Genomic DNA, 14,386 nt, shown 5'->3' with positions numbered 1-14,386 from the left:
GTGCGAAGGCCAAACGGCCTTCGCACTTTCTTTAGTCATAATCCCGCTCATCGTCAGGCTGCTCCAGAACCGTGTAAGCGACCGCGCAAAACAGCGAGTTCAGACGCTTCATATCGCCCAGCAAGCCCAGGTGCAGCGAACTGGTTTCAATGCTCTGAATGTTCTGCTGATGTAACCGATCAACATGCGAGTGTGAATAGCGGCGTATTTTCAGGCGAAAGCGGTGTTTGGCGCGGCGTAGCCGCTTAGCGCTGGTAACATCGTGAGATAAAAATACCGACAGGCTCAGCCGTAGATTCGCGATAAGCTGCTCATGCAAGGCTTCCAGCTCTTTCAGGCCCTCGGGCGAAAAGGTTCGCCGGGCAGCCAGAGATTTATCGGCGACGTCCCCGCTCATGCGCTCGATAATGTCACCGGCCTGCTCCAGATTCAGCGACATTTCTATGATTTGCCCCCAGCGGCGGGAATCCTCCTCTGATAAATCCTCTTTCGGCATGCGCGCCAGATAGAGTTTGATGGCGGTATACAGGACATCCACATCATCATCCAGCCGCCGTACCGTGCGTTCTGCCCGCGACTCGCCGCGCACCACCTGCAGAAACGTATCCAGCATCTGCTCCAGCACGTCGCCCATACGCAACGCTTCGCGCGCAGCATTCACCAGCGCCAGAGCGGGCGTATCCAGCGCGCTGCTGTCAAGGTGTCTGGGTTTTAGCGTGACGTCACTTTCGGCATCGTCCGCTATCAGTCGACGGCACAGGCGTGCCATCGCATCGGCAAAGGGCACCATGATAATGCAGCGAAACAGGTTGTAGAAAACGTGAAAGAAGATCACCAGCTCTTCGTCATTAACGGGCAGTTTATCCAGCCAGCCCGCTACGGTTTCAACAAAGGGCAGAATTATTACACAACCCGTCAGCTTAAACAGAAAGCTGCCCATTGCAACGCGTTTACCGGCCGCATTGGATCCGCTGCCGTTAATAACCGCCAGTAAGCCGCTGCCCAGGTTCGCGCCGATTACCAGGCACAGGGCCACCTTGAAGGCGATCACGCCTGTGGCGGTCAGTGTGGCGGTAATCAGCACAGCGGCGAGACTGGAGTAGCTGATAATGGCAAAGACCGCTCCGAGCAGAGCGTCCAGCATTACGTCACCGGTTAAACTGGAAAACAGAACCTGCACGCCAGCCGCCTGGGTAATCGGTCGGGCGGCTTCAACAATCAGCTGTAGCGCCAGCAGAATTAACCCCAGACCTATGCTGGTCCGGCCAAGCTGACCTGCCCGGCTTTGTTTGCGACTCAGGAAGAAAACCACGCCAAAAAAGATAAACAGCGGGGAAAGCCAGGAGAGATCGAATGTCAGGACGCGCGCCATAATGGCCGTACCGACGTCAGCGCCCAGTATCACTACCAGAGCGGGTGTCAGGCTGACAAGATTTTGAGCCACAAACGAGGTCACCAGCAGCGTGGTGGCATTACTGCTTTGCACCAGCATCGTTACGCCGATACCGGCAAGAAACGCCATCGGCTTCTTTTCCACGCTGCGACTGAGCACCCGGCGCAAATCGGCCCCGTAGACGCGCATAATGCCGGAGCGCGTAATGTGCGTGCCCCAGACCAGAAGCGCAACGGCAGACAGTAAGTTAAGCAGGGTTAACACGTAACGTTGCTCCTCAACCATCAGGCTTACGGCATGACAGATTGCCAGCCTGATGGAGAGCGCAATCTGCGAACATGGCTGCCGGACGTTGCGAACTTTTTTCCAGTGTTTTAAATGACCTGCGCAGCGTCGGCCCCTTTAAATGTAGACCACTCTGCGGATACCTCACGACAAATCCGGCTGGCCTCAGGCGGACCTTTCCCGCCGCGCGCGGCCGGTGCGCTTTTTTCTGTGGTCAGTGAAGGGCATGGCGACAAAGTCAGTACGGCAGGTGATCAGCGGAATAACGGCAACAGAAGGACGGGTTGTGCCGTTCGTCCAACCCGCCAGACCCGGGGCGGCGGTTTACTGTATTCCTGCCGCCAGAAACGGGAAGAGGGTCAGAGCGAAACCTGTGCCAGCAGATCGTGATGCACCGGCTTATCATGAGGAACGCCGAGCAGTGTACACAGCGTGCCGCAGAGATCGGTTTGTTGCAGTTCCAGCCCAGGCTTTAGCGAGAATCCGTCACCAAAGACAAACAGGGGAACGGTCGTTTCCTCCGGCAGCATGCCACCATGTGAGCGGTCGTCGTTCATGCCGTGGTCGGCGGTCACCATTACCTGATAGCCTTCTGCCAGCCAGCCAGGCATCCATTGCGACAGGTAACCATCCGCCATGCGTGCCCGGTTACGATACTGGGGCGAGGACAAGCCATGTTGATGACCGGCATAATCGATATTCATCGGATGGATGAGGAGGAAGTCCGGGTTGTGCCGCAACCTCAGGCTCTCGGCATCTTCAAACAGGTGCGAATCGGGGTAACTGTCGTCAACGTAAAAGTGCCCGAACTGGACAGGCAGGGCCGGCGCTTCGGTATGACGATCGCGCGCGGGCTCGAAAGGGCTGCGGTTGTAAAGTTCACTGATCCAGTGATAAGCCGCTGCGGCGGTGGTCAGGCCCGCATCACGCGCATAGTGAAATACGCTCTGTTCGTGACTCAGGCGGTTTACCCCGTTGTGGATGATTCCACTTTGTACAGGCGCAACACCGGTCAGAATGCATTCATACAGCGGACGCGACAGAGAAGGCAGTGCACAGGTGAGATGATAATAATGCCCTTTACCTTGCGCACATTCTGCGTGCAGATAACCCATCGCATGATGGGCAACGTGATGGCTCAGGCCGTCCAGAATCACCAGAATTGTTTTCATGTTGTCCTCTCTTGCTGCGGCGTCTTCACGCCACAGGGGGCGTTTGTCTGCGTCTCTGACGTCGGGCTGTTTTAACGCCGCCAGCGCAACGCCGTCCGGCCGCATCTTAATAGTTGAGTAAGTGCACACTAACCTGACGTAATCCCGTAACCGTTAATGCGGAACAGATTAAGCCTGGCCGGGCATGAACGCCGCTGTTGGCTGCGCGGAGGCCAACGCAACGTGCCGCCTCAGGACGCTTATCCATTGAGTCGGGTATGGAAGCGGGCGCTAGCTGACTGCCGGGGTTGAAAAACCGAGCCAATGTAAATGTCGGATGTGAAAACCGTATGACAGGACGGCACGACGGAGTGGGTCTGCCAGCCGATATGATCGGTCTGTCCGGTTGGCTTTCATCAAAAGACAGGTTCGTACGGTCCCGGCGGTATAACCCAGGATGCCGGGGCTGGCATTCCATCGCGCAGTCTGGTGATTTGAAAGACGCTGTTAAGTAAGCCTGACGGCTATATTGTGATTTACGTCACACTAAAGCATGATAATGCCAGAAAACATCCCTTTATTTTCGAGGCGTGAAATGAGTGATAAAAACCCGATAGCACAAAAGATAGCGCGCCTGATGCAATGGGTGCTGAATGCAGGATTGCTGATTCTGGCGTTCATTTTAATGGTCTTCCTGGGCAAAGAGACGGTCCATTTAGCCAATGTCCTGTTCAGCACGGGCGAGCAGGCGTCCTCCTATCTTCTAATCGAAGGCATCGTGATTTACTTCCTTTACTTTGAGTTTATTGCCCTCATCGTGAAGTACTTCCAGTCGGGTTACCATTTCCCGTTACGCTACTTCGTCTATATCGGCATCACGGCTATCATCAGGCTGATTATCGTCGACCACAAAAATCCCTTTGATACGCTGTGCTACTCGGCTGCTATTCTGCTGCTGGTTATCACCCTGTGGCTGGCAAACAGTAACCGGCTTAAGCGCGAATAACCTCGCGTTTGCATGACGGACGGGTGTGCCGTGAATCGCTCTGCGCTAAACTACCTGCCTGAAAATTTTTGGGGGAAAGTGTCATGACGCAAGACCCGCTCCGTTTATTACGTTCACTCAACTGGCTGGCGCTGGACGGTGCTGCTCTGTCGCCATCACTTCGTGACTGGCTGATGGAGGAGGACTCTATGACCAGGCGCTTCGAACAGCATTGCCAGAAGGTCAGGGTGGAGCCCGTTCGTGAAGGGTTTATCCACGCTGACGAATTAGGTGACGAAGGTGCGCTGTTACCCGCTGATCAGCGCTTCTGGCTGCGTGAAGTGATCCTGTATGGCGACGAACAACCCTGGCTGGCGGGACGCACGCTGGTGCCTGAAAGCACCCTGAACGGTCCCGAAGCGATGTTGCAGCAGCTCGGAACGCGACCGCTGGGACGTTACCTGTTCTCCTCTTCAACCCTGACCCGCGATTTTATCGAGCCCGGTAACGTTGAATCGCTGTGGGGACGTCGGTCGCGCCTGCGTTTATCGGGGAAGCCCCTGCTGCTAACCGAATTATTTTTACCGGCGTCGCCGGTTTACCGTTACCAGGGTTAAGGATTTGACCTGTGCAAAACAGACAACAAATGACCAAATGGCAGGCTTACAGCCGCCTCATGCGAATTGATAAACCTATTGGCACACTGCTGCTGCTGTGGCCGACGTTGTGGGCGCTGTGGCTGGCTAACAGGGCGATGCCGCCGTTACCGGTACTGATCGTGTTTGTCGCGGGCGTATTTGTCATGCGTGCAGCTGGCTGTGTGATCAACGATTATGCTGACCGCAAAGTCGACGGCCATGTGGAACGCACAAAGCTCCGGCCACTGGCCAGCGGTGCCGTTACGGCGAAAGAGGCTAAAATGCTGTTTGTGGTACTGGGGCTGATCGCGTTTGGCCTGGTACTGAGCATGAACCTGATGACGATTATGCTTTCTGTTGTCGGGCTGGCGCTCGCCTGGGTTTATCCTTTTATGAAGCGCTATACGCATTTGCCGCAGGTGGTCCTGGGCGCCGCATTTGGCTGGGCAATTCCCATGGCCTGGGCTGCTGTTAGTGAGTCCTTACCTCTGGTTTGCTGGCTGGTATTTCTCGCCAACATTTGCTGGACGGTGGCCTACGATACGCAATATGCCATGGTGGATCGCGAGGACGACCTGAAGATTGGCGTGAAGTCCACAGCCATTCTGTTTGGCCAGTACGACAAATTGATTATCGGCCTGCTGCAACTGGCGACGCTGGGGCTGATGGCGCTGGTAGGGACACGGCTGCATCTGAATGGGGCGTTTTACTGGACGCTGTTACTGGCGGGCGGTTTATTTGTTTATCAGCAAAAACTGATCGCAAAGCGCGCGCGTCAGGCCTGTTTCCAGGCGTTTCTGAATAACAATTATGTAGGGCTGGTGCTGTTTCTCGGCGTGTTAATGAATACTCCGCCGTTCTCAAACCTGTTGTAGGGCAGGCACCGAACGTAGCGCCAGTGCGATGCACAGTGTGAGGTTCAGTAAGCAATAAAAAAGGCGACCAGTCAGGTCGCCTTTTTTTGTCATGCCAGCACGTTAGCTGTGTGCAACGGCGCTCTCGATGGTCATACGGACATCGCTGGTGACCAGTTCTGCCAGAATGTGCCAGGTCGCCAGCGTCTGCGCCACATCCGCATCGCCACTGTCGCTGATATAGCCTTCATCGCGCAGGGTCAGTACCAGTGTAGAGAACACCGCTTTATCGAAAAACTCAGGCGCATTGATGCCATGCAGTACGCTCAGACGCTGGGCCAGCGTACGGCTCTCTTTTTCCAGCGTGCCGCGGTTGATGGTGGGCTTGGCGCTGAGAATCGAGAAGGTGATGGCGTAACGTTGCAGCGTTTCACGCACACCGGCAGCCAGCAACTGCAGCGTACGGTAACGCGCCGTGTTGAACGACAGCAGACCTGCCTCAACGGTAATCAGTCCCTGGCGCGCCAGCTCCTGGCATAAGTCAGCCAGCAGCTGCGGCAGCTGATCGTTGCCCCAGCGCAGGAACAGCTCGCTCTTCAGCATGGGGTAAATCAGGCTGACCTGGCGCAGCAGTTCAGCTTCGCTCAGGTTACGGTGCTGCTGGATGATGGCCGCAATCAGAGAGGGCATCACCAACATATGGTGGATGTTATTCCGGTAATAGGTCATCAGTACCGCCTGCTCGCGCGGCAGAATAATGATGTCGCCAATGCTGTCCTTCTCACTCTCAAACTTGTTCATACTCAGCGCGTGATCCAGCAACGCTTCCGCAGACATGTCAGGCAAAGTGGCATCCGGCGAGTAGGGCACATTACGTAATAACTGGGTATAGCACTCCAGCTGCTCAATCAGCTGTTCACGGGTCAGTGAACGCTGGCGGGAAGCGAGCAGTGCCGTTACGCACAGGTTCATGGCGTTCGCGGCACCGGCTTCATTAATACGTACCATGATGGTGGCGGCGATATCATTGGCCGTTGGCGTTAACCAGCCCGGACGTTGCGCTTCAATGGGATCGATAGACTCACGCCATTCCGGTACGCGCTTGTTCAGATAGTTGATCAGCGGCAACGGCTCACCAAAGTTCACATAACCCTGGCCCAGGTTGCGCAGCTTACGCAGGCCGCGCACCATCTGCATAAAGCCTTCTTTCTCTTTTGCCGCACCGCGTAGCTCTTTAGCGTAAGTACCAACTTCCATTACATGTTCATAACCGATGTAAATGGGCACTAACGTGATAGGTCGCGTGCCGCCGCGCAGCATGGCCTGCAGCGTCATAGAGAGGGTGCCGGTTTTCGGATCCAGCAGTCGGCCGGTACGTGAGCGTCCACCTTCCACGAAATACTCGACGGAATAGCCGCGGGTAAAGAGCTCGCCAAGGTATTCACGGAACACGGTTGAATAGAGCTTGTTGCCTTTAAAGGTACGACGAATAAAGAAGGCACCCAGACGACGGAAAATCGGCCCGGCAGGCCAGAAGTTCAGGTTAATCCCTGCGGCAATATGCGGCGGAACCAGGCCCTGGTGATATAGCACATAAGACAGTAGCAGGTAGTCCATATGGCTGCGGTGGCAAGGCACATAAACAATTTCATGGCCGTCCTGCGCCAGCTGACGTACCCGCTCACCGCCGTTAACGTTGATCCCCTGATAGAGTCGGCTCCAGAGCCAGCCCATCACGCGGTCGGTGATACGAATCGCTTCGTAGGAAAAGTTGGCCGCAATTTCTTCCATCATTTCAATGGCGTTTTGCTGCGCTTTCTCATGGGAGATTTTCTTGCTACGCGCCTCGTCTTCCACAGCTTTTTCAATCGCCTTCGACTGCAACAGGCGATTGAATAAATCCTGGCGAGCCGGCAGGCGCGGTCCCACCGCAGCCAGGCGCTGACGGGCAAAATGGATGCGCGCTACGCGAGCCAGCTTCTGCGCAATCGACTTGTCGGTACCGTGTTCGGTCGCCATACGACGCAGGGAGACCGTGGGCGAAAAACGCACAAAACTGTCGCGGCCATGCCAGAGAACGGCAAAGAATTTTTGAATGCCGTTAAGGAGCCGCAAATGAGGCGGATGATCGTCGCCCTGGACTTCCCGACCTGGCGCACGGCCAAACATGACTGAAACCGGTAACATCTGAACATCAAGTTCAGGATTGCTGCGGTGCAGATCAAGATACTCGTGGAAGATTTTGACCGATTCAAGGCTGGGCACGAAATAGGGGAACACACGCGGACCGTCATTAATAAAGACATGACGCGGCAACAGGGCGCCGTCTATCTCCAGCGGAATAAGCGGATCAGGCAGATCGTGCCGGATACACTGCGCGCGTAAAGTCAGGAGATCGGCCTTTGAATCATAAGGCAGGACATACATAATAGGCCGGGTAGGATCCAGCCCATGTTCGGAGACGGGATCAGCCGGAATGGCCTTACTCTTTACCAGAAATGAAAGGGGTAAGTTCAGCAATTTATAGAAAATTTTACGCCAACCTGACATAGACAACATGAAGCCTCTTGTTAGCAAAGCGGCGCAAGCATATCAGAACGCGCAGCAAAAATCTGTGACAGCGACAATTGTGCGCTGCCCGGTATTGACGTCAATCCTTTGAAAAGAGTTCCTTTATCATGACAAATAATGTCACCGGCATTACCCGGATTGTGAAAGCGGCTGGCTACTCATGGCAAGGTCTTCGCGCCGCCTGGCAGCATGAAGCTGCCTTCCGCCAGGAAGCCGTAATTTCACTGGCGGCAATTATCCTGGCCTGCTGGCTGGATGTCGATACTATTTCGCGCATCCTGATGATTGGCGCGGTCATGCTGGTGATGATTGTTGAAGTTCTGAACAGCGCCATCGAAGCGGTGGTGGACCGCACAGGGCAGGAACGTCATCCTCTTGCCGGCCGAGCCAAAGATATGGGATCGGCCGCTGTTTTGCTGGCAATAGTACTGGCCCTGTTCGTTTGGGGAACGCTACTTTGGTCGCATTTGCGATAAGCATTCCATCTCCCGTCAAATTACTGATTTTGGCCTGACTTTTGGTTTCCATTTCACCAATACCTGTATATACTCACAGCGACTGTATAAACAACCAGGGGGCGGGATGAAAGCATTAACCAGCAGGCAGCAACAGGTCTACGACTTGATTCGCGACCACATTAATCAAACGGGCATGCCGCCTACGCGTGCAGAAATTGCTGCGCAACTGGGCTTCCGCTCACCTAACGCGGCAGAAGAGCATCTGAAAGCGCTGTCGCGTAAAGGCGTGATTGAAATCGTCTCTGGTGCGTCCCGCGGTATCCGTTTGTTAATGGAAGAAGAACCTTCAGATGGCCTGCCACTCATTGGGCGCGTTGCGGCGGGTGAGCCGTTGCTGGCCCAGGAACATATCGAAACCCACTACAAAGTGGATCCAGACATGTTCAAGCCCTCTGCCGATTTCCTGCTGCGCGTTAGCGGCATGTCAATGAAAGACATTGGCATCATGGATGGTGATTTGCTGGCCGTGCATAAAACGCAGGAAGTGCGTAATGGTCAGGTGGTGGTAGCGCGCATTGACGACGAAGTCACTGTGAAGCGCTGGAAAAAACAGGGATCAGTGGTGCATCTGTTACCTGAAAATACGGATTTTGAGCCTATCATTGTCGATACGCGTGCGCAGTCGCTGACGGTTGAAGGTCTGGCGGTTGGCATCGTACGTAACGGTGAGTGGTTATAAATCCTCTTAAGGTTGGCTCTTTACGTCAACCTTGACGTTACCCAGTCTGCCCCTGTTTTGCCGCTGTGGGTTCATTTGCAACACCAGCGGCGCATTGCACGGACGTTACATGCGCTTCCTGACAGCTACCGATAAAAAACTGTGGCGGCTGGCGCTGCCCATGATCCTGTCAAATATCACCGTTCCTCTGCTCGGCTTAGTCGATACAGCCGTTATTGGCCATCTCGACAGCCCGGTTTATCTGGGCGGCGTTGCGGTCGGGACGACCGTTACCAGTTTCATCTTCATGCTGCTGCTTTTTCTGCGTATGAGCACGACAGGCCTGACGGCTCAGGCGTTTGGCGCGGGCGATAAAACGGCGCTGGCGCGCGCATTGGCACAGCCCCTGATCATTGCCTTACTGGCCGGCAGCCTGTTTATTGCCCTGCGTCATCCCGTGACGGCATTAACAACCCGCTTTATCGGCGGAGAGGCCGCCGTGCTTGAGCAGGCTGCGCTGTTTATCCATATTCGCTGGCTCAGTGCGCCCGCCATGCTGGCTAACCTGGTGATTCTGGGCTGGCTGCTGGGCGTACAGTATGCCAGAGCGCCGGTTATCCTGCTGGTGGTGGGCAACGTTATCAATATTCTGCTGGACCTCTGGCTGGTGCTGGGGCTGCACTGGGGCGTCGCCGGGGCTGCAGCCGCGACGGCTATCGCGGAATATGCGACGTTGCTGGTCGGGGCACTTATGGTCTGGCGCGTGCTGGCGCTGCGTGGTATCACGCTGCACAGTCTGGTCCATAGCTGGCGTGGCGATATCCACCGCCTGCTGCGCCTGAATCGCGATATCCTGCTGCGTACCTTACTGTTACAGCTTTGCTTTGCCTCTCTGACCGTGCTGGGAACGCGTATCGGACCTGATGTGGTGGCGGTAAATGCCATCCTGCTGATGTTCATGACGTTTACCGCCTATGCGCTGGATGGCTTTGCTTACGCCGTCGAAGCCTTTGCTGGTGAGGCACACGGCGCAAAAGACGGCAGCAGGTTGCAACTGGTATGGATTGCTGCCTGCCGTCAGGCCCTGTCAGTCGCGCTGTTTTTCTCCCTGGTCTATGCTGTTTGTGGCTATCAGATCGTGGCTCTCCTGACATCGATTCCCGCACTTCAACAGGCGGCTGACCGCTTTCTGCCGTGGCAGGTTGTCATGCCGCTGGTTGGCGTCTGGTGCTATCTGCTGGATGGCATGTTTATTGGTGCGACCCGCGGAAGAGAAATGCGCAACAGTATGGCGATTGCCGCACTGGGCTATTTCCTGACGCTGTTAACCGTGCCTTTTATCGGTAATCACGGTCTATGGCTGGCGATAGCCGTTTTTCTGGCGCTTCGCGGCCTGTCACTTTGGCTGGTCTGGCGCAGGCACTGGCGCAATGGCACCTGGTTTAGCGCCTGAGCAACTTGCCTGAAATATGACGCAGGCTACATAAAATTTTCATTTTTTCCGGCAAAACTGAAATTAGCTACTACAATTATCTTTGAATGGCGCTATTAAACAGCGCTTTATATCGTAATTTTGCCTGATGGCAAAATAAAACGAAATCGAAGGATGACGTGGAGGTCTGCAATGAATAAAGACGAAGCGAGTGGTAACTGGAAACAGTTCAAAGGAAAAATGAAAGAGAAATGGGGCAAGCTGACCGATGATGACATGCAAGTCATTGAAGGTAAACGCGATCAGCTGGTCGGCAAAATTCAGGAACGTTACGGCTACGCGAAAGATCAGGCGGAGAAAGAAGTAACGGACTGGGAAGGTCACAACAAGGATTACCGCTGGTAATCACGTTATTCAGGGATGCTCCTACCCGGGCCGGTACGCTCATGCCGGCCAGACCGCACAAGGATGTGCAATTAACTTCGTTTACTGCGTTTCTTCCCGTCAGCCTGATGGTCATGATCACAATGTTCATGCTGTTCACAGGCTTCAACTTCCGCACAGTTTTCACATAACCCGTGCGCCTCTATCACGCTATGCCGTAGGACAAAGCTTGCCTCTTGCGCCAGCGATGCGATGATTTTTTCTGCGCCCTGCGCCTGCTTTTCCGTGACCACTGCACAGCGATCGCAGACCAGCATCACCGATGTATGGGCGGGTGCGTCGAAATGGTGACACATCACATAGCTGTTATTGGACTCGACGCGGTGGATAAAACCCTGCTCAAGAAGAAAATCCAGCGCACGGTAGACGGTAGGAGGCTTGGCCTGGGGCTCACTGACACGCAACTGATCAAGCAGGTCATAAGCACTGATCGATCCTGGCTGTCCGGCCATCAACCGCAGGACCTCTGCGCGCTGGGTCGTCAGGCGTACACCGCGCTGTAAACACAGTTTCTCAGCCTGGGTCATGATTTGCTCTGGCGTCATGGTTGACATGGAATTTCTCCGTTTGACAGGTGATGTTATCTTATCACATTAATGATACGTACGATGCACCTTGCCTGTCTGCACCTCCTCCCTTTATCCGTGCTTATCTGTTCCTTACGACTTTGCGCCCGTCTGCGATGCCAATATATGTCAGAATGTTTGTAAATATTTTTTCCTTTTGCTTTACATCTCACTGAGTTAAGAACTAATGTTTAAAAGTTCTTAATAAAGTGCTGGTCCCGGCCTCCTTCTTTTAACGCTTTTTGGACGGTAACCAGACATAACGGATCGAAAAATAATCAATCAATGGAATTGCGCCACTATTTACTCTGAATTCACAGCAATAAAGCGTTAGCCATCCTCCACAATGGGGCTAACAAACTATTCGGTCGTTAATGTTTTAACGGCAATTTTTCAGGTGATGATAAGCAAATGGCAAAATTAACCGTCCCACGTTCCGTTCTGGTTTTCCCTGCAGTGTTTAATGCTCTGGTTTTTTCATCATCCGCGCTGGCCGCGGGAACCTGGTACGATGCCCGTAACGATGCAATGGGGGGAACGGGCGTGGCGTCCTCTACCTACGGGTCTGCCGTTTTAGCTAACCCGGCGTTAATGACCAAAGCAAAACCCGATGACAACGTCAGCATCATTTTTCCCAGTGCGGGCGCGCAAATTACTGATAAAGACAAGATGGTCGATAAGATCGATAACATTACTGACACGGTAAATCGCTATCAGGATCTGTTTGATAATGCCTCGACGTTAGAGCTGCTGCGCCGTATTCCTGAGATACAGGCTGCGTCAGGGGATCTGGCTAATACGCTCAGAGATTTACGCGGTAACAAAGCCAACGCGACAGCAGGTGTCGCGATTGCAGTCACCGTTCCGAATGAAACGCTGCCTTTTGCCTTTGTCACCAAAGCCTATGGTACGGCGCATGTCCGCGCGAATGTAAAAGAAGGCGATATCGTTATTTTACAAGGCGTGGCTGACGGAACGTTTGCCGGTATTCCTGGCGGTGTATTTGGTCTGCCTAATGTACAAAACTTGCTGGGCTCCAGCGCGAACGGGCTGGCTGCGCTGAATACCGATTATGGTATCGCCGTTGCCCATGAGTTCACGATTGCCGGCCATCCGGTGTCGATTGGTGTGACGCCTAAGCTGCAAAAGACCTGGCTGTATAACTATTCCGCCAGCGTTTATAACTACGATAAAAACGATTTACGGGATGGCCGCTACCGCAGCACCGAAAGCGGGTTCAACGTTGACGCCGGCCTGGCGACGGTATTCGCAGAAAACTGGACATTAGGCGTGACCGGACAGAACCTGGTATCACGTGACCTGCAAACCAAAGAGGTGAATGGCTATCAGGATACCTATGAAATCCGTCCATTAGTGACGGCGGGTTTAGCCTGGGATAAAGGGCCGGTAACGCTGACAGGCGATGTTGACCTGACCGAAACGCACCGTTTCAAATCTCAGGAAAACAGTCAGTATGCAGGCGTGGGCGCGGAATATCGCGTACTGGACTGGTTACAGTTACGCGCCGGTTATCGCGCAGATATGCGTTCCAACGACGAAAATGTGGCGACCGCAGGTTTTGGGCTGTCACCATTCAACAATTCTGTGCATCTGGATCTGGCAGGCTCGGTGGGGCAAAACAATACCTGGGGTGCCATGGCGCAACTCGGATTTAACTTCTGATTCCGTGCCATTAACGGGCGGGCGATACCTTGTCGCCCGCCCTTATGCTATCCTTGCGCAGAATATCATCACTGTTAACCACCGGATCGACTGCGCTTCATGACCGACACTTTTTCCTCCCAACGCTTCTCTGTTGCTCCCATGCTCGACTGGACAGATCGTCACTGTCGCTATTTCCATCGTCTGCTGACCGGCGATACGCTTCTGTATACCGAAATGGTCACCACGGGAGCCATTATTCACGGTAAAGGCGATTATCTGGCCTTTAATGAAGAGGAGCACCCGGTCGCGTTACAACTGGGCGGCAGCGATCCGGCTGCACTGGCGCAGTGTGCGGCGCTGGCTGAACAGCGCGGTTACGATGAAGTTAACCTCAATGTGGGTTGCCCGTCAGATCGTGTTCAGAATGGCCGCTTTGGTGCCTGCCTGATGGCGGAAGCCGGGCTGGTCGCTGACGGCATTAAAGCGATGCGTGATGTGGTGGATATTCCGGTCACGGTCAAAACCCGTATCGGTATCGATGAACAGGACAGCTATGCCTTCCTGACCGATTTTATCGGCACTGTGGCAGAGCGCGGTGGCTGCGACACCTTTATCATTCATGCGCGCAAGGCATGGCTTTCGGGTCTGAGTCCGAAAGAAAACCGCGAGATTCCACCGCTTGATTACCCCCGGGTTTATCAGTTAAAGCGTGATTTTCCACAACTGACGATTGCCATTAACGGCGGCGTGAAAACGCTGGAAGAGGCTAAAACGCATCTTCAGCACCTGGATGGTGTCATGATGGGCCGCGAGGCCTATCAAAACCCCGGCATCCTGGCGCATGTCGATCGGGAAGTGTTTGGCCGGGAACAGCCTGCCGCTGATCCGGTGGCGGTGGTGCGCGCCATGTACCCTTATATTGAAGCCGAGCTGGCAAAAGGCACGTACCTTGGCCATGTGACGCGCCATATGCTGGGGCTGTTCCAGGGGATCCCTGGCGCGCGCCAGTGGCGTCGTCACCTTAGCGAGAATGCCCATAAGCCCGGTGCCGATGTGCGGGTACTGGAGGCTGCATTAGCGCTGGTCGCCGATAAGATCCCTCAGGAAGCCTGATACAGTTAAACCAGCCAGCCGGCTGGTTTTTTTTCACCATAATCTGGTGAATCTCGCCACGTTGATTTTGCATACTTCATACTTAACTCATCACTATCAACAGGTTACTTGTT

13 protein-coding genes are annotated in these 14,386 nt (G+C 54.3%); 9 read left to right on the top strand and 4 right to left on the bottom strand.

Features of this window, described 5'->3' with window-relative positions; translation table 11 throughout:
* Positions 1 to 31: 31 nt before the first annotated feature.
* Positions 32 to 1,657, bottom strand: a complete 1,626-nt coding sequence (locus GC090_RS19030; RefSeq protein WP_006121547.1) for a Na/Pi cotransporter family protein — start codon at positions 1,655 to 1,657, stop codon at positions 32 to 34.
* A 380-nt stretch (positions 1,658 to 2,037) separates the two neighbouring features.
* Positions 2,038 to 2,850, bottom strand: coding sequence for an alkaline phosphatase family protein (locus tag GC090_RS19025; protein WP_033739245.1), 813 nt, complete (start codon positions 2,848 to 2,850; stop codon positions 2,038 to 2,040).
* A 574-nt stretch (positions 2,851 to 3,424) separates the two neighbouring features.
* Here GC090_RS19025 and psiE point away from each other — a divergent pair.
* From psiE to ubiA, 3 genes are all read left to right on the top strand, one after another.
* Positions 3,425 to 3,835: a phosphate-starvation-inducible protein PsiE gene (gene psiE, locus GC090_RS19020; RefSeq protein ID WP_006121549.1), complete on the top strand. Its 411-nt coding sequence runs from the start codon at positions 3,425 to 3,427 to the stop codon at positions 3,833 to 3,835.
* A gap of 83 nt (positions 3,836 to 3,918) precedes the next feature.
* Positions 3,919 to 4,431 carry a chorismate lyase gene (ubiC, locus tag GC090_RS19015; protein WP_006121550.1) on the top strand — a complete coding sequence of 171 codons (513 nt, stop codon included), beginning with the start codon at positions 3,919 to 3,921 and terminating at the stop codon, positions 4,429 to 4,431.
* 29 nt (positions 4,432 to 4,460) lie between these two features.
* The gene (gene ubiA, locus GC090_RS19010) at positions 4,461 to 5,327 is read left to right on the top strand and encodes a 4-hydroxybenzoate octaprenyltransferase (RefSeq protein ID WP_191091184.1); all 867 of its coding nucleotides are present in this window, start codon (positions 4,461 to 4,463) and stop codon (positions 5,325 to 5,327) included.
* A gap of 102 nt (positions 5,328 to 5,429) precedes the next feature.
* On the opposite strand, the gene plsB is transcribed toward ubiA, so the two are convergent.
* On the bottom strand, positions 5,430 to 7,856 hold the full coding sequence (gene plsB / locus GC090_RS19005; RefSeq protein ID WP_039339074.1) for a glycerol-3-phosphate 1-O-acyltransferase PlsB: 2,427 nt from the start codon (positions 7,854 to 7,856) through the stop codon (positions 5,430 to 5,432).
* Positions 7,857 to 7,984: 128 nt separating this feature from the next.
* On the opposite strand from plsB, the gene GC090_RS19000 reads away from it, so the two are divergent.
* The 4 genes from GC090_RS19000 to GC090_RS18985 all read left to right on the top strand — a co-directional run bounded on the left by GC090_RS19000 (position 7,985) and on the right by GC090_RS18985 (position 10,890).
* Positions 7,985 to 8,353: a diacylglycerol kinase gene (locus GC090_RS19000; protein WP_006121553.1), complete on the top strand. Its 369-nt coding sequence runs from the start codon at positions 7,985 to 7,987 to the stop codon at positions 8,351 to 8,353.
* Positions 8,354 to 8,459: 106 nt separating this feature from the next.
* Positions 8,460 to 9,074, top strand: a complete 615-nt coding sequence (gene lexA / locus GC090_RS18995; RefSeq protein ID WP_006121554.1) for a transcriptional repressor LexA — start codon at positions 8,460 to 8,462, stop codon at positions 9,072 to 9,074.
* Positions 9,075 to 9,183: 109 nt separating this feature from the next.
* Positions 9,184 to 10,506 carry an MATE family efflux transporter DinF gene (gene dinF, locus GC090_RS18990; protein ID WP_205953849.1) on the top strand — a complete coding sequence of 441 codons (1,323 nt, stop codon included), beginning with the start codon at positions 9,184 to 9,186 and terminating at the stop codon, positions 10,504 to 10,506.
* Positions 10,507 to 10,677: 171 nt separating this feature from the next.
* The gene (locus tag GC090_RS18985; protein ID WP_006121556.1) at positions 10,678 to 10,890 is read left to right on the top strand and encodes a CsbD family protein; all 213 of its coding nucleotides are present in this window, start codon (positions 10,678 to 10,680) and stop codon (positions 10,888 to 10,890) included.
* 71 nt (positions 10,891 to 10,961) lie between these two features.
* Here GC090_RS18985 and zur read toward each other — a convergent pair whose 3' ends face one another.
* Positions 10,962 to 11,483 (bottom strand): zinc uptake transcriptional repressor Zur, encoded by a 522-nt coding sequence (zur, locus tag GC090_RS18980; protein WP_033738958.1) that lies wholly within the window; start codon positions 11,481 to 11,483, stop codon positions 10,962 to 10,964.
* Between the two features lie 423 nt (positions 11,484 to 11,906).
* Here zur and GC090_RS18975 point away from each other — a divergent pair, with 423 nt between their 5' ends.
* A complete protein-coding gene (locus GC090_RS18975) occupies positions 11,907 to 13,178 on the top strand; it encodes a conjugal transfer protein TraF (RefSeq protein ID WP_033738961.1) in 1,272 nt (423 codons plus the stop codon).
* Positions 13,179 to 13,277: 99 nt separating this feature from the next.
* Entirely contained in the window at positions 13,278 to 14,273 is a 996-nt protein-coding gene (dusA, locus tag GC090_RS18970; RefSeq protein ID WP_058702334.1) for a tRNA dihydrouridine(20/20a) synthase DusA, read from the top strand.
* Positions 14,274 to 14,386: the final 113 nt, after the last annotated feature.

The sequence above is a fragment of the Pantoea sp. JZ29 genome, assembly GCF_035190385.1.
Taxonomy (GTDB): Bacteria; Pseudomonadota; Gammaproteobacteria; order Enterobacterales; family Enterobacteriaceae; genus Pantoea; species Pantoea stewartii.
This window is presented reverse-complemented; position numbering and strand designations above follow the sequence as displayed.